General features: G+C 69.2%; 16 protein-coding genes. 14 read left to right on the top strand and 2 right to left on the bottom strand.

All coding sequences use genetic code 11. From position 1 onward, the window contains the following. Positions 1–13: 13 nt before the first annotated feature. From coaE to AC1DGI_RS11000, 14 genes are all read left to right on the top strand, one after another. Positions 14–1,255, top strand: coding sequence for a dephospho-CoA kinase (gene coaE, locus AC1DGI_RS11065; protein WP_476898832.1), 1,242 nt, complete (start codon positions 14–16; stop codon positions 1,253–1,255). Between the two features lie 40 nt (positions 1,256–1,295). Next, positions 1,296–3,377 (top strand): excinuclease ABC subunit UvrB, encoded by a 2,082-nt coding sequence (uvrB, locus tag AC1DGI_RS11060; protein WP_476898831.1) that lies wholly within the window; start codon positions 1,296–1,298, stop codon positions 3,375–3,377. A 199-nt stretch (positions 3,378–3,576) separates the two neighbouring features. Beyond that, positions 3,577–3,942 carry a hypothetical protein gene (locus tag AC1DGI_RS11055; protein ID WP_476898830.1) on the top strand — a complete coding sequence of 122 codons (366 nt, stop codon included), beginning with the start codon at positions 3,577–3,579 and terminating at the stop codon, positions 3,940–3,942. A gap of 38 nt (positions 3,943–3,980) precedes the next feature. Next, positions 3,981–4,169 (top strand): hypothetical protein, encoded by a 189-nt coding sequence (locus AC1DGI_RS11050; protein ID WP_476898829.1) that lies wholly within the window; start codon positions 3,981–3,983, stop codon positions 4,167–4,169. A 63-nt stretch (positions 4,170–4,232) separates the two neighbouring features. Further along, on the top strand, positions 4,233–4,865 hold the full coding sequence (locus AC1DGI_RS11045) for a hypothetical protein (RefSeq protein ID WP_476898828.1): 633 nt from the start codon (positions 4,233–4,235) through the stop codon (positions 4,863–4,865). Next, positions 4,852–6,177, top strand: coding sequence for a V-type ATPase 116kDa subunit family protein (locus AC1DGI_RS11040; RefSeq protein WP_476898827.1), 1,326 nt, complete (start codon positions 4,852–4,854; stop codon positions 6,175–6,177). Before AC1DGI_RS11045 ends, AC1DGI_RS11040 begins: the two co-directional genes overlap by 14 nt. Beyond that, the gene (locus AC1DGI_RS11035) at positions 6,174–6,617 is read left to right on the top strand and encodes an ATP synthase subunit C (protein WP_476898826.1); all 444 of its coding nucleotides are present in this window, start codon (positions 6,174–6,176) and stop codon (positions 6,615–6,617) included. The genes AC1DGI_RS11040 and AC1DGI_RS11035 overlap by 4 nt, the downstream gene beginning before the upstream one ends. Before the next feature lie 13 nt (positions 6,618–6,630). Further along, positions 6,631–6,855, top strand: a complete 225-nt coding sequence (locus AC1DGI_RS11030) for a V-type ATP synthase subunit F (RefSeq protein ID WP_476898825.1) — start codon at positions 6,631–6,633, stop codon at positions 6,853–6,855. After that, the gene (locus AC1DGI_RS11025; RefSeq protein ID WP_476898824.1) at positions 6,852–7,373 is read left to right on the top strand and encodes a hypothetical protein; all 522 of its coding nucleotides are present in this window, start codon (positions 6,852–6,854) and stop codon (positions 7,371–7,373) included. Before AC1DGI_RS11030 ends, AC1DGI_RS11025 begins: the two co-directional genes overlap by 4 nt. Next, positions 7,361–9,109, top strand: coding sequence for a V-type ATP synthase subunit A (locus AC1DGI_RS11020; protein WP_476898823.1), 1,749 nt, complete (start codon positions 7,361–7,363; stop codon positions 9,107–9,109). Before AC1DGI_RS11025 ends, AC1DGI_RS11020 begins: the two co-directional genes overlap by 13 nt. After that, on the top strand, positions 9,106–10,551 hold the full coding sequence (locus AC1DGI_RS11015) for a V-type ATP synthase subunit B (RefSeq protein WP_476898822.1): 1,446 nt from the start codon (positions 9,106–9,108) through the stop codon (positions 10,549–10,551). Before AC1DGI_RS11020 ends, AC1DGI_RS11015 begins: the two co-directional genes overlap by 4 nt. After that, entirely contained in the window at positions 10,548–11,186 is a 639-nt protein-coding gene (locus AC1DGI_RS11010) for a V-type ATP synthase subunit D (protein ID WP_476898821.1), read from the top strand. Before AC1DGI_RS11015 ends, AC1DGI_RS11010 begins: the two co-directional genes overlap by 4 nt. A gap of 124 nt (positions 11,187–11,310) precedes the next feature. Next, complete coding sequence (locus tag AC1DGI_RS11005) at positions 11,311–11,619, top strand: universal stress protein (RefSeq protein ID WP_476898820.1); 309 nt, start codon at positions 11,311–11,313, stop codon at positions 11,617–11,619. Between the two features lie 96 nt (positions 11,620–11,715). Next, the gene (locus AC1DGI_RS11000; RefSeq protein ID WP_476898819.1) at positions 11,716–12,147 is read left to right on the top strand and encodes a universal stress protein; all 432 of its coding nucleotides are present in this window, start codon (positions 11,716–11,718) and stop codon (positions 12,145–12,147) included. Between the two features lie 6 nt (positions 12,148–12,153). Here the strand turns inward: AC1DGI_RS11000 and AC1DGI_RS10995 are convergent, their stop codons facing one another. Together AC1DGI_RS10995 and AC1DGI_RS10990 are read right to left on the bottom strand one after the other, a co-directional pair. After that, the gene (locus AC1DGI_RS10995; RefSeq protein WP_476898818.1) at positions 12,154–13,518 is read right to left on the bottom strand and encodes an alpha/beta fold hydrolase; all 1,365 of its coding nucleotides are present in this window, start codon (positions 13,516–13,518) and stop codon (positions 12,154–12,156) included. Between the two features lie 4 nt (positions 13,519–13,522). Beyond that, a complete protein-coding gene (locus AC1DGI_RS10990; protein ID WP_441401014.1) occupies positions 13,523–14,023 on the bottom strand; it encodes a GNAT family N-acetyltransferase in 501 nt (166 codons plus the stop codon). Positions 14,024–14,040: the final 17 nt, after the last annotated feature.

Below are 14,040 nucleotides of genomic sequence, written 5' to 3'. Positions count from 1 at the left end.
TTAGTCTGGTGGGGTGCTGAAGATCGGTTTGACGGGCGGGATCGCCTCAGGGAAGTCAGTGGTGGCCTCGCGGCTGCGCGAACTCGGCGCCGTCGTGGTCGACGCCGATGCGCTGGCCCGCGAAGTGGTGGAGCCGGGCACTCCCGGACTGGCACGGGTGGTGCAAGGGTTCAGTTCCGCGATCCTGGCCCCTGACGGAACCCTCGACCGCGCCCGGCTGGGAGCCCTCGTCTTCGGCAACCCTGAACGCCTCGCCGTGCTCAACGGCATTGTCCACCCCTTGGTCCGGGAGCGCGCCGCTGCCCTCACGGCAGCAGCCCCGAAGGGCGCCGTCCTGGTACAGGACATTCCGCTGCTCGTTGAGACCGGCCAGGGCGCCGGCTTCCATCTCGTGGTGGTGGTGGACGCCCCGGACGATGTCCGGGTCCGGCGGATGGTTGAGCACCGGAAGATGACGGTTGAAGAGGCCCGGTCCCGGATGGCCGCCCAGGCCACGCGCGAGGACCGGCTGGCGGCGGCCGACGTCGTCCTGGACAACTCCGGCACCAAGGACGAACTACGGGACGCGGCCGACCGGCTCTGGCGCCACCGGCTGGAGCCGTTCGCGGAGAACCTGGCGAAAGGCCGGATGGCCGCGCGCACGGGCGGTCCTGTGCTGAGTCCCGCCCACCCCGGCTGGTCCGCGCAGGCCTCCCGGCTGATCGGCCGCCTGCTGGCAGTCGCGCCCGAGGAAATCCTCGCGGTGGACCACATCGGGTCCACCGCGGTTCCGGGCCTCGACGCGAAGGACGTGCTGGACCTCCAGCTGACGGTCCGGGATCTGGCAACGGCGGACCGGCTCGAGCCGCTGCTGGCCGCTGCGGGATTTCCGCGCTGGCCCGGCATCGGCACGGACAACCCCAAGCCCGCGCACCCGGATCCCGCGGACTGGGACAAACGTGTGCACGGCAGCGCGGACCCCGGCCGGCCGGYGAACCTGCACGTCCGGGCTGCGGGGTCGCCGGGCTGGCGCTACGCGTTGTGCTTCCGTGACTGGCTCCGCGACGACGCCGGCGCCCGGACGGACTACCTCGCGGAAAAGCGGCGGGCGGCACGGCGGCACGGGGTGGACAAGTCCACCGCGGCCTACGCAGCGGACAAGGAGGACTGGTTCACCGACTACGCCGCCCCGCGGATGGAAGAGTGGGCCCGCCGGACGGGGTGGCATCCGCCGTCGTACGCCGCAGCCGGGCCGCCGGGTAGCGCCCAAAGCTGAATCAGGGACGGCTGTCGGAGGGCGGCGGTAGATTAGGTACATGAGTCTTGCCCAGGAAATTAAGCGTGTTGTGGCGCCCTTCGAGGTTATCAGCGAGTTCCAGCCTGCCGGCGACCAGCCGGCCGCGATCGCCGAGCTGACCGAGCGGATCCAGAACGGCGAGAAGGACGTGGTGCTGCTGGGCGCCACCGGCACCGGCAAGAGCGCGACGACGGCGTGGCTGATCGAACAGGTCCAGCGGCCCACCCTGGTGATGGTGCAGAACAAGACACTCGCCGCCCAGCTGGCCAATGAATTCCGTGAGCTGCTGCCCAACAACGCGGTCGAATACTTCGTCTCCTACTACGACTATTACCAGCCCGAAGCCTACGTCGCGCAGACGGATACCTTCATCGAGAAGGATTCCTCCATCAACGAGGAAGTCGAACGGCTCCGCCACTCGGCCACCAACGCGCTGCTGACCCGGCGCGACGTCATTGTGGTGGCCACGGTGTCCTGTATTTACGGCCTGGGCACCCCCGAGGAGTACATTTCCGGGATGGTCACGCTCCGCAAGGGCGCGCAGATGAACCGTGACGACCTGCTCCGGAAATTCGTGTCCATGCAGTACGCCCGGAATGACATGGACTTTCACCGCGGAACGTTCCGGGTCCGGGGCGACACCGTCGAAATCATCCCGATGTACGAAGAACTGGCGATCCGGATCGAGTTTTTCGGGGACGAGATCGAGAATATCCAGACCCTGCATCCACTGACCGGCGAGGTGCTCCGCGAGGAAGACGAAATGTACGTCTTCCCGGCGTCGCACTACGTCGCCGGTCCGGAACGGATGGCCCGCGCGATCAAACGGATCGAAGACGAGCTGGCCGAACGCCTTCAGCTCCTGGAGAGCCAGAACAAGCTGGTCGAGGCGCAACGGCTCCGGATGCGCACCACCTACGACCTTGAAATGATGCAGCAGATGGGCTTCTGCAACGGCATCGAGAACTACTCGTCGCACATCGACGGGCGGGCCCGGGGAACTGCCCCGCACTGCCTCCTGGATTACTTCCCGGACGACTTCCTGCTCGTGATCGACGAATCGCACGTCACCGTTCCCCAGATCGGCGCCATGTACGAGGGTGACATGTCCCGCAAACGGAACCTCGTCGACTTCGGCTTCCGCCTGCCGTCCGCGATGGACAACCGACCGCTCAAATGGGACGAATTCCTCGACCGCGTGGGCCAGACCGTCTACCTGTCCGCCACCCCCGGCAAGTACGAACTCGGCAAGGCGGACGGCTTCGTCCAGCAGATCATCCGGCCCACCGGGCTCATCGATCCCGAGGTCGTGGTCAAGCCCACTAAGGGCCAGATCGATGACCTGCTCGGTGAAATCAAGACCCGGACGGCGAAGAACGAACGAGTCCTGGTCACCACGCTCACCAAACGGATGGCCGAGGACCTGACCGACTACCTGTTGGGCCACGGCGTGAAGGTCGAGTACCTGCACTCCGACGTCGACACGCTGCGCCGGGTGGAGCTGCTCCGCGAACTGCGGATGGGCGTCTTCGACGTCCTGGTCGGCATCAACCTGCTCCGGGAGGGCCTCGATCTCCCGGAGGTCTCGCTCGTGAGCATCTTGGACGCGGACAAGGAAGGCTTCCTGCGTTCCTCGACCTCGCTGATCCAGACCATCGGCCGTGCCGCACGCAACGTCTCCGGCCAGGTGCACATGTACGCGGACCGGATCACCGATTCGATGGCGCACGCGATCGACGAGACCAACCGCCGCCGGGCGATCCAGGTGGCCTACAACACGGAGAGGGGCATCGATCCCCAACCGCTGCGGAAGAAGATCGCCGACATCACCGACCAGCTCACCAAAGAAGACGCGGACACCCGCGAGCTGCTGGCCAATTCCGGCAAGACGCGCGGCAAGGCCAAAGGCGGTTCCAAGGTCCGCGCTGACGGCCTTGCGGCGGCCCCGGCCGAGGACCTCGTCGGCCTGATCGAACAGATGACGGAGCAGATGCACGCCGCCGCCGGCGAGCTCCAGTTCGAGCTCGCGGCGCGAATCCGCGACGAGGTCGGCGATCTGAAGAAGGAGCTGCGCCAGATGCAGGCCGCCGGGCACGCCTAGAGCAGCCGGGGGACTGAGCGCCAGATAACAGCGGGGCCGACCGCCGGCGACTATTCATCCAGGACCAGCCCAGGCTAATCAAAGACGCGGGGCCTAGACTGTGATTCGGGAGACATTCCGAGGAGCGGCGATGGCGCGGTTGAGGATTCTGGACCGATTCAGGCCTGTGGGTGCGCCAGGGCCGGCGGGTCCGGCGGGCGTGCCGGCTTCCGACGACCAGGGGCCGGCTGCTGAACTCGCGCCGGTGTTCGTCGCACTCGCCGGCGACCTCGCACGGTGCGAGGAACTCGTTGACCATGCACGCCGGGACGCGGGACGGGACCTCGCAAGGGCCCGCGAGCAGGCAGCTGCAATCGTGGCCCAGGCACGGCTTGACGCCGGAGCGGAGCGCGCGAACGCCGCCGCCCTGGTCAAACAAGCGTCCTTGGAACAGGACGAACGAGTCTTGGCGCGGGCACGCCTCGAGGCCGCGGCGTTGGAAGAAGCCGGCCTGGCGCGCATCCCGGCCGTCGTCGGGAAGGTCATCGACACCCTGCTGACTCCGCAGAGGGCCGGTCCGAAATGAGGGCGGACTGGGTCGCAGCCTCGGTGCGAGCACGGTCCATGGCCCAGCGCCGCGTGGGTGCAGGCACCAGCCGCACGGCGGCTGCCCAACCTGGCCTGGTTAGTGCACTGTCCACGCTGCAGGGGTCAAGCTACGCGGAACGCCTCGATGGGGCACCCGGACTTGCGGCCGCGGAACGCGCCGTTCAGGAGACAGTCCTGTGGCAGCTGCGCGTGCTCGCCGGGTGACTCCCGGCGTCGGGCACCGACGTCGCTCGAACCGCTGCGGGGACTTTCTAAATCGAGAACGTCATGGCCTTGGCCCACGAGTTGGCTGGCGGGCCGCGGGCCGTCGAGCCCTACCGCCTCGGTGCCCTCGCGACCGCCTGGCCGCGCCTGAGCTTGGCCGGATCGACCCCGGAACTCGCCCGGATCCTGGCCGCCACGGTCTGGGGCGACGTCGGTGCCGCCGGCCTGGGCCCGTTGCGGGACGCGCTGACCGTGGCGTGGGCCCGGCGGCTGGCTGCGGCGGCGCCTCCGGCGCGGCCATGGTTCGGTGCGGTGTGCGTCCTGACCGCGGCCCGGATCCGCCTTGTCGACGGTGTAGTCCCGGCGCCGCCGGTCCAGCGCCTGTTGCGTCCCGTTCTAGGCCGCTCCTGGGAGTCCGCCGGCACCCTTGCGGAATTCTCATCCGGGCTGCCGCACACCCTGCGGCCGGTGCTGGCCGGAGTCGCAGAACCGAACGAGCTGTGGCGCGCGGAAGCCCGGCAGCGTGCGGCGGTGGAGAGGGACGGAATCCGGCTGCTTCGCGGGTCCCTGCCGGGGCCGGACGTGGTCCTGGGCGCCATCGCGGTGCTGTCCATCGACGCGTGGCGGGTTCGGGCAGCACTGACGGCCGCTGCGGCGTGCGCCGGGACAAGCGAGGTGCTCGATGAAGCGGCATGAATCGATGGCCGCCGTCCGGATGGAGCGGGTGGCCCTGGTGGTGCCCGAGCAGGACCGGCGGCTCATGCTAAGGGCAGTGGCCCGCAACGCCCTCGTCGAACTGGACCTGCCCTACGAGCCCGGCACCGGTTCCGAGGAACTGGAGAAGGCGGCCGCGGCCGCCGTAGTGGCCGGGCCCTCGGCGGCGCTGGTGGGTTGGACGCCGCGCCGCGGGATTCCGGCGCTGGCAGTAGCGCTAGCCCCGCTCGGGGCGGCGGTCGTCCCGCTGCCGCGGCCCAGATGGATCGACCCACCCACGATGCCCGGCGGCGGCCGCGCGCGCGTCTCCCGGACTCTCGTGGACACCTATGGAACAGTTCCCTACGCGGATCTGGATCCTTCCCGCCTCGCAGGCGTTGCCTACATTCTGATGTTCGGGATGATGTTCGGCGACGTCGGACACGGAGCGATCTTGCTGGCCGCCGGTCTTCTCCTCCTTCGCGGCGGCCGCATCAAAAAACTGGCCAGGCTCCAGCAAGCGTGGCTGTTCGTGAGCGGAGCCGGGCTGGCCGCCATGGTCTTCGGAGCGCTGTACGGGGAGGCGTTCGGTCCCACCGGCTTGGTACCCGTGCTGTGGCTGGAACCCCTGGCGAACCCGGTGCCGCTCCTGCTGGCGGGCACGGGCGTCGGAGCGTTCCTGCTTGCCGGTGCCTACGCCATCGGCACCATTAACCGGGTCAGGGAGGGCGGCTGGGGATACGCGCTGTACGCCCGCTCCGGCATCGCTGGCTCCATGTTGTTCCTCGCCGTCGGACTTTTGGTCTGGGGGCTCGGCACGGGCACCGGGCTGCCGACGGCCGCGGCGGCGGTGATAGCGCTCGGCGCACTGGTCTTCATCTATATCGGGCTCTTCGTCGAAGCCGGCGGGGGAGCCACCGGCGCGTTCCAGGCCGGCATCGAACTCGTTGACACCGTGATCCGTCTGGGCTCGAACGTGGTCTCTTTTGCCCGCCTTGCCACCTTCGGTTTGACCCACGCCGCGCTGCTGATGGTGGTCTGGAATGGGACGACGGCGCTGTGGGCGCCGGATTGGCGCGGCGCCGCAGCGATCCTGCTTTTCCTTGCGGGCAATGCCGTGACTTTCGCACTCGAAGCGCTGGTTGCCGGAATCCAGGCCCTGCGCCTTGAATATTACGAACTCTTTTCGCGTATCTTCCAGTCCGAGGGACGGCCGTTCAAGCCATGGTCGCCGGACCTCACCGTCGCCGCTGCCGCCCCGGCGACGGTCCCGGCCGTCGAGTCAGCCCCACCATCTGAAAGGCGGCCATCGTGAATCTTTGGTTCGGCGCCGTCCCTGTCTTCCTCATCGCCGCAACAGGGGCCGTCTTCCTGGTCGGACGCCGGCGGAAGGCCGCGTTCAGAATTCTGGCGACCGTCAACGTCGCCGTGATGGCCGGATCCCTGGCCCTGCTGGCGGGCGCGCTGAGTCCCGCGCCGGCAGCGGCCTCCGGCGGGGTGGCTCCGGTCCTGGTCGCGGGAGCCACGGCCGCCCCGGCGGGAGCCGGCGGTTCGGCCCTGATCGCGGCGGCCATCGCCGTGGCCGGTTCCTCGATCGGTGCTGCATTTGCCGTCGCGTACACCGGATCGGCTGCCCTCGCGGCGATGAGCGAGCGGCCGGAAATCTTTGGCCGGGCGATGGTCGTGGTCGGGCTGGCGGAGGGGATTGCCATCTATGGCCTCATCATCGCCATCATCCTGATCGGCAAAGCCTGAGGGGGCAAAGACAATGTCCGAAACCATCGCCGCGATCGGTGAACGGGCCCTCCTGAGCGGGTTCCGGCTCGCCGGCGTCAGCGTCTTCGCAGGCAGCACCGATGAGGAAATCGAACATGCCTGGCGGGCGCTGCCCCAAAGCACGGCCATCGTTATCCTCACGCCCCGCGCGGCGCGCACCCTGCAGCCCGTCCTGGCAGCTCCACGCGCGCCCATGACCGTGGTGCTGCCCTCATGACCGGGCTCGCACCGGAATCCGACGCGGCACTGGAACCGGTGCGCGCGGCACTTCGTGCGGCGGCCGATAAGCAGGCCGCCGGGTTCCGCGAGGACGCTGGCAGGCAGGCGGGTGCGCTGCTGGATGCCGCGCGGGCCGAAGCCGCAGGGATCCTCGCCGACGCCGCCAAGGAGGGTGAGTCCGCCGCCCGTTCGGACGCAGCACTGCGCTCCGCGCGGGCACGCCGCGAGGCCCACGAACTGGTCCTGGCCCAGCGCAGCGCGCTGCGGCTCGAACTCCACCGCCGCGTGCGCGAGGCTGCCGCCGGACTCAAGTCGGACCCCCGCTACGCGGAGCTCATGACACGGCTGACGGAGCAGTGCGCCGAGTTGCTCGGCGCGGGGACCAGCGTGTCCGAAAGCCCCGATGGCGGCGTCGTCGCCGAGGCAGCCTCACTCCGTCTGGACCTTTCGCTTCCTGTGCTGGCCGAGATGACCCTGGACTCGATGCCAGAAGGGCGTGAACTTTGGAGCCGGTAGCAGCCCGGCGGGAGGGCGCCGTCGTGCGGGTCAGCGGTCCCCTGGTCGAGATCGAGGGTGTTCACGGGCTGGCCATGCTTGAGTTGATCGCCGTCGGCCCCCGGCGCATCAGCGCCGAAACTGTGGCCATCACCGGGACGCGGGCCACGTTGCAAGCCTATGAATATACCGGCGGACTGAAAGCCGGCGATGTCGCCGCCGCCACGGGTGCTGAGCTCTCCGGTCTCTTGGGACCGGGGCTGTTGGGTCAGGTGTTTGACGGGCTCATGCGCCCGCTCTCGTCGGCGCCGATGTGGCTGACACCCGAGCGGTCGGGGTCCGCGGACGATCCTGCGGTGCTGGCCAGGGAGTGGACATTCAAGCCGGGTGCGGCGGCCGGTGCCACAGTTTCGGCAGGCGACGTCCTCGGCACCGTGCCGGATTCGGGGTCGGTGGTGCACCGCGTCCTGGTGCCGGCGGGCGTGTCCGGTGAGCTCACGTGGCTGGCGCCGGAGAGTCGTGTCCGCGTGCTGGACACGGTTGCCGTAGTTGACGGCCACGAGGTGGCACTCTCCGAACGCGCTCCGGTACGGCGGCCGCGCCCATTCCGGTCCCGACTCACGGACATGGTGCCGCTGCATACGGGTCAGCGCGTGCTGGATCTGATGTTTCCGGTGGCGCGCGGGGCCGCGGCGGCAGTTCCTGGCGGATTCGGAACGGGCAAAACGCTGCTGCTGCAACAGGTGGCCAAGTGGAGCGATGCCGACGTCATCGTCTATGTGGGCTGCGGGGAACGGGGCAACGAAATGGCTGACGTCCTGGACGGCCTCTCGCAACTGGAGGACGGGCGCACCGGGGGCAGGCTGATCGACCGGACCGTCATCATCGCCAATACCTCCAACATGCCCATGATGGCGCGCGAGGCCAGTATCTTCACCGGAATCACGGTCGCGGAGTACTACCGCGATATGGGGTACGACGTCGTCGTGATCGCCGACTCGACCTCCCGCTGGGCCGAAGCGCTGCGGGAATTCGCCAACCGTAACGGCGACCTGCCGGCGGAGGAAGGTTACCCGGCCAACCTCGCGTCCGAACTGGCCTCTTTTTACGAGCGTGCGGGCCGCGTGACGACGCTCGGCGGGAAGACCGCCTCCGTCACGGTGATCGGGGCCGTTTCGCCGCCCGGCGGTGACATGACGGAACCCGTCACCACGGACACCCAGAGGTATGTCCGGGCCCTATGGATGCTGGACCGGGATTTGGCGTATTCCCGGCATTACCCCGCCGTGAGCTGGACCGGCTCCTTCGCCCGCGATGCCGAGGCCCTGGGCATCTGGTATGCGGCCAACGGGCAGCCGGCGTGGGCCGCCCGCCGGGCCCGGGCCGCTGCCCTGCTGGCCGAGTCGGACCGGCTGGCCGAGCTGGCGGAGATCATCGGGACGTCGTCGCTGCCGGGCCACGAACGGATGGTGCTGCTCGGCGGCCGCCTGCTGCGGGAGGGGGTCCTGATGCAGAACGCCTTGAGCGCCAACGACGGATTCTGTTCCGCCGCAAAAGGTGCCGCCTTGCTGGATCTCGTGCTCGACGTCGTCGACGCCTGCCAGCGGCTCGTGGAACTCGGCGTGGCGGCCACCACCATCGAGCAAAGCGATTTTGGTCCCGTCCTTCGGGCCCGTGAAGAAGCGGGCCCCTCGGACGCGGCGGCCGTCGCGGCCGGCAGCCGAGAGATGCTCAGGGCCTTGGAAGCCCTGCGATGAACGGCGCAGCGGGCCCGCCGCCGGCGGGCACCGACGCCGTGCCGCTGTCCCGGCGCATGGCCGCGCAAATCTCCCACGGGGATGTCCGGGAGCTCCGCGGGCCGTTGCTGACCGTTGGCGGGGCCGCGGGCGTCGGCTGGGATGAATTCGCCAGCGTCGACATGGACGGCGGCGAGCGGCGGCACGGCCTGGTCCTTGAGGTGGACCGGGACCTCGCCACCTTGCAGGTGCTCGAAAGCACTGACGGCATGTCGTTGGGAGCGATCCGGATCCGCTTTGAGGGCCGTCCGCTGCACGTTCAGGTGGGAACGGAATGGTTGGGGCGCGTTTGCAACGGACGCGGGGAACCGCTCGACGGCGGACCGCCGGTGACGGGGACGGCAGCCTTTCCGGTCAGCGGCTGGCCCCTGAACCCGGCTTACCGGGAACCCCCGCGGGAACCGGTCCTGACCGGCATTTCGGTCATCGACGGCTTGACCACCCTGGTCAGGGGACAAAAACTCCCCATCTTCTCCGTACCGGGCCTGCCGCACCTGAGCCTGGCGACCCAGATCGCGGCGCAGGCGACCACCGGCGGCCAGTCCTTCCGGGTGGTGTTCGCGGCCATGGGGTTGACCCATGCGGACATCGCCTATGTCCGGGACCGGCTGGAAGAACGCTCCGCCGCAGGCGAGCTGGTTCTCCTGCTCAACGCCGCCGGCGATCCGGTCATTGAACGCATTATCACCCCGCGGATCGCGCTGACCATCGCCGAACACCTCGCCTACACCGAGGGCAATGACGTCCTGGTGATCATGTCGGACATGACCAGCTACGCCGAAGCAGTCCGCGAAGTGTCCGCGGCCAGGCGGGAAATCCCGGCCCGCCGGGGCTACCCCGGCTATCTCTACAGCGATCTCGCCACCCTCTACGAGCGCTGCGGCCGGGTCAAGGGCCGCAAGGGCTCCGTCACGATTGTTCCGGTCCTGACGATGCCGGCCGGCGACATCACCCACCCGGTGCCCGACCTGACCGGCTACATCACGGAAGGCCAGATTGTCCTTGCACCCGAGATCGCGGCCCGCGGCATCTACCCGCCGGTGGACGTGCTGTCCTCGCTGTCGCGGCTGATGCGCAACGGTGCAGGCAAGGACCGGACGCGCGAGGACCATCTCGACGTTGCGGCCCAGGTGCTCGCCGCCTTGGCCCGGGCCCGGCAGGCGGCGGAACTGGCGGAACTGGTGGGCGTGGCGGCGCTGAGCGAAACCGACCGCAGCTACATCAGGTACCGGACGCTGGTGGAAGAAGGGCTCTTCAACCAGGGGCGCGACGAAACCCGGACCCTGGACGATACCCTGGGCCGGGCGTGGGCGGCGCTGGCGGCACTGCCGGAGCAGGAACTGACGATGCTGTCGGTCTCGTTTCTGGATCGATTCCTTCCGGACCGCGATGGCCGGCCATGAGCAGCACGGGACGGGCGGACAAGGTCCGGGTCGAGCGGCGGCTGATGACCGCGCGGCGCGGCGCGCGTTTGCTGGACCGGAAGCAGCACATCCTGGCGGACGAGCTGGAACGGTTCCAGCTTCGTGCGGAACTGAGCCGTGCGGAGTGGGAGGAGCTGGCGACGGAGGCGGCAGTCTGGCTGCGCCGGTCTGCCGCGCTGGATGGCAGCGGACCGCTTGAGGAGGTCGCGCCGTCGGAAGCCGCCGTGGTCCGGCTGCGGTGGCGCAACGCGATGGGCGTTTCCTATCCCGACGATCCCGAGTGCCGCCTCCCCGAGACGCCCCCGGCAGGGGGAAGCTCGGCCCTGTCCTACACGGCTGCCCTCCATCGCCGCGCGCTGGAAGCCGGGGTGCGGTATGCCGCGGTGCAGCGTGCGGAACTGCTGCTGGCTGCCGAACTCGCGGCGACCCGGACCCGGCAGCGCGCGGTCGAAAACCGCTGGATTCCGAGGCTGGAGAACGAACTGCTGGAGATCCGGCGGCAGCTTGATGCCCAGGAACTCGAGGAGAGCCTGCGGTTGCGCTGGGCCGCCGATCGGAACCGGGGACACAGCGGCAATCCGGCCCAGGGTTCCGGAGGCGGGGGCCGGTCATGAGCGAGGTGATTCTGGTCGCGGTCAATGACTCCGGAGCCGCCTTCCGTGCAGCGGAAGTGGCCGTCGACTATGCCCGTCGTCTGGGGCGGTCCTGAGGGTCGTTACGGTCACGGACTCCGGGGCATTGGCCAGGCATCCCGGCAGCATCGACCGGGCCGGCCCGGTGGCTGAATCCGGTCCGGCTGCCGAAGCTGCGCTGAGCCATGTCGCCGCGCTGGGAGCGGCGGCGGGTGTGAAGGTATCGTTCAGCCGGCGCTCCGGCCGCGTTGCAGCCCAGATCCTGGCCGAGGCCCGTGAGATCAAGGCCGCCCTGATCGTCGTCGCACTGGTGGACCGGCCCGGCCATGCCACACCCTATATCGGCAGCCACACCCTTCAGGTTCTGGAGTTCGCGGGCGTCCCCGTAATGGTGGTCCCGCTGCGCCGGCCATGAGCGCCCGGAGGTCCAATATCCCGAGCCGCGGTCTAGGATGCTGATTGAGCCCAGTGAAAGGAAAGACAAMTGACCGGAAACAGCTCATTCGTGATCGTGGTTGGCTTTGACGGTTCCGAGAGCTCGCAGACTGCGCTGAGCTGGGCGATGGACGAGGCCCGACAGCGCAACGGCGAGCTCCGCCTGATCACGGTGTGGAACAAACCGCCGATGGCCTGGTATCCTGCCGTGCTGGAGACGGCCGCCGGTGAAATCGCGGCCGAGGATTCCCCGCAAAGCATCGCTGAAACCCTGCAGACCGACGCGCTGAAGACCGCCACCGATGAGGGTCTGGCCGCCACCGGGCAGCTCGTCCACGGTGATTCCCCGGCCGCGGCCCTCATCGACGCCGCCCGGCACGCGGACCTCGTGGTCGTCGGCTCCCGCGGGCACGGCGGATTTCCCGGGCTGCACCTGGGGTCCGTTTCCAGCCAGGTGCTCAGCCACGCGGCCTGTCCCGTCCTCGTCGTGCGGTCCCGGACCTCCTAGCGGACGCTAGTTGAGAGCGTCAGCGCCTTCGGCTGCGCGCGTCATGCCGAGCAGCCGTCCGAAGATCGCCTCGCCGTCGTCTGCGATGCCGTCGTGGTGGAACTCATCCGACTCCCAGACCTGCAGGCCCCGGACCGCGGCGGCGGTCTCCAGGGAGAGGTCCCGGTCCACATAGATGTCGTCGCTGTACACGGCGGCCGCCACCGGAACGGTGTTCCGGGCCAGCCGCTCCGGGTCGTAGAGCGGCTTCCAGTCGTCCTTTTCCGCGAGCAGTTGGGCCACCCTGCGGAGCGGACGCAGGGCGGGGTCCTGCTCGAAGTACCAGGGGTAGACCATCTCGCCGGTCAACAGCGGGGCTGCGGCGTCCGGGCGGAATTCCGGGAAGTCCTGCAGCACGCGCAGCGCCGCCCAGTCGGTGGCCTCGCCCTGGCCGTAGATGGATTCGTGCATGAGCGCGTACAGCGGGTTCGCCGCGCGGGAGACCAGACCGCGGACCTGCTCCAGGAAACCGTCGGACAGCCGTTCGCCGTCGGGCGTGCTGACAAAGGCGTCCTCCAGCAGGTGGTGCAGCCCATCGACGCGGGTGTTGCCGCCCAGGAAAGAGCCCACCATCTGGAACCGTTCCACGGTGAGCCGGCTGCCGTCGGGCAGGAACTCTTCTGTTTCGCGGAGGTGCCGGGCGATCCGGGTGACCAGCTCGCGGTCCTGCGGGTACCAGCTAAAGTATTCGGCGTTACGCGCTGACACCCGCCGAAAGGTGGCCTGGTAGACCCGGTCCGCCGGGCCCGACAGCGGCGCGAGTCCGCCGGTGATCAGCGCCGCACGCAGGCCCTCGGGGGCGAAGGACAGGTAGCTCAGCGCGCAGAAGCCGCCGTAGCTCTGCCCGTAGATGGTCCAGGGTGCGGCGCCGAGGGTCCGGCGGATCGCCTCCGCGTCGGCCACGATGGAGTCGGCCCGGAAGTGCTCCAGGTAGGCTGCCTGGTCAACGTCGCTGCCGCGCAGCGGCAGGGTGTTCCGGTCCACGGGGGAGGAGAGCCCGGTGCCCCGCTGGTCCAGCATCAGGATCCGGAAGTCCTTCGCCGCGGCCTTGCCCCAACCGCCCAGTGCGGGGAAGCGGTTGCCGCGGCCGCCGGGGCCGCCCTGCAGGTACAGCAGCCACGGCAGCTCGGCGGCGGCCGCCTCGCTGTGCTCGGCCGAGACGTATTCCCGGGCGAAGACCGTCATCGTCTCACCCTTGGGATCGGAGTGGTCCAGCGGAACTTCGAAGTAGTGCTCCGCGGTGCGCATCCCGCGGTAGGCGTGCCGGGTCTTGACGATGTGCGGCACGGAAGCCAATGCCGGGAGCTGCACCGGGCCCTGAACCTCCGGCATCGCCTCAGCCACGGGCGGCTGCCGTCCGGTCGCTGCCGAACGCGGCCAGGGCGTCTCCGGTGAGCCGGAAGGTGGACCATTCGTCCATCGGGGCGGCGCCGAGGTTGCGGTAGAACGCGATGGAGGGTTCGTTCCAGTCCAGGACGCTCCACTCCACCCGGGCGTAGCCGCGCTCGACGGCGGTTGCGGCGAGGTGCTGCAGCAGGGCCTTGCCGTGCCCGGCGCCCCGCGCCTCCGGCATGACGTACAGGTCCTCCAGGTAGATGCCGTGTACGCCCTCCCAGGTGGAGTAGTTCAGGAACCACAACGCAAAGCCCTGCACGTCGCCGGACTCGTTCTCCGCCATGGCGGCGTACACCCGCGGGTTCTCGCCAAACAGCACATCCGTGAGCATCTCCGGGGTGTTCCGGACGGCGTCCGGCTCCTTCTCGTAGATGGCCAGGTCATGGATCATCCGCAGGATGTCGGGGACGTCGTGGGCGGTGGCGGGGCGGATTACACTCATGCTCCGAGTTTACTAGC

Source organism: Arthrobacter sp. 05N428_2 (assembly GCF_056397065.1).
The sequence above is the reverse complement of the archived record's forward strand: the minus strand, read 5'-3'. Positions and strand labels throughout refer to the sequence as shown.

Bases quoted from the DNA above. Each gene is read 5' to 3' on its own strand.
- uvrB (WP_476898831.1), top strand. From the start codon at position 1,296: ATGAGTCTTGCCCAGGAAATTAAGCGTGTTGTGGCGCCCTTCGAGGTT.
- AC1DGI_RS11050 (WP_476898829.1), top strand. From the start codon at position 3,981: ATGGCCCAGCGCCGCGTGGGTGCAGGCACCAGCCGCACGGCGGCTGCC.
- AC1DGI_RS11045 (WP_476898828.1), top strand. From the start codon at position 4,233: ATGGCCTTGGCCCACGAGTTGGCTGGCGGGCCGCGGGCCGTCGAGCCC.
- AC1DGI_RS11040 (WP_476898827.1), top strand. From the start codon at position 4,852: ATGAAGCGGCATGAATCGATGGCCGCCGTCCGGATGGAGCGGGTGGCC.
- AC1DGI_RS11030 (WP_476898825.1), top strand. From the start codon at position 6,631: ATGTCCGAAACCATCGCCGCGATCGGTGAACGGGCCCTCCTGAGCGGG.
- AC1DGI_RS11025 (WP_476898824.1), top strand. From the start codon at position 6,852: ATGACCGGGCTCGCACCGGAATCCGACGCGGCACTGGAACCGGTGCGC.
- AC1DGI_RS11015 (WP_476898822.1), top strand. From the start codon at position 9,106: ATGAACGGCGCAGCGGGCCCGCCGCCGGCGGGCACCGACGCCGTGCCG.
- AC1DGI_RS11010 (WP_476898821.1), top strand. From the start codon at position 10,548: ATGAGCAGCACGGGACGGGCGGACAAGGTCCGGGTCGAGCGGCGGCTG.
- AC1DGI_RS10995 (WP_476898818.1), bottom strand. From the start codon at position 13,518: ATGCCGGAGGTTCAGGGCCCGGTGCAGCTCCCGGCATTGGCTTCCGTG.
- AC1DGI_RS10990 (WP_441401014.1), bottom strand. From the start codon at position 14,023: ATGAGTGTAATCCGCCCCGCCACCGCCCACGACGTCCCCGACATCCTG.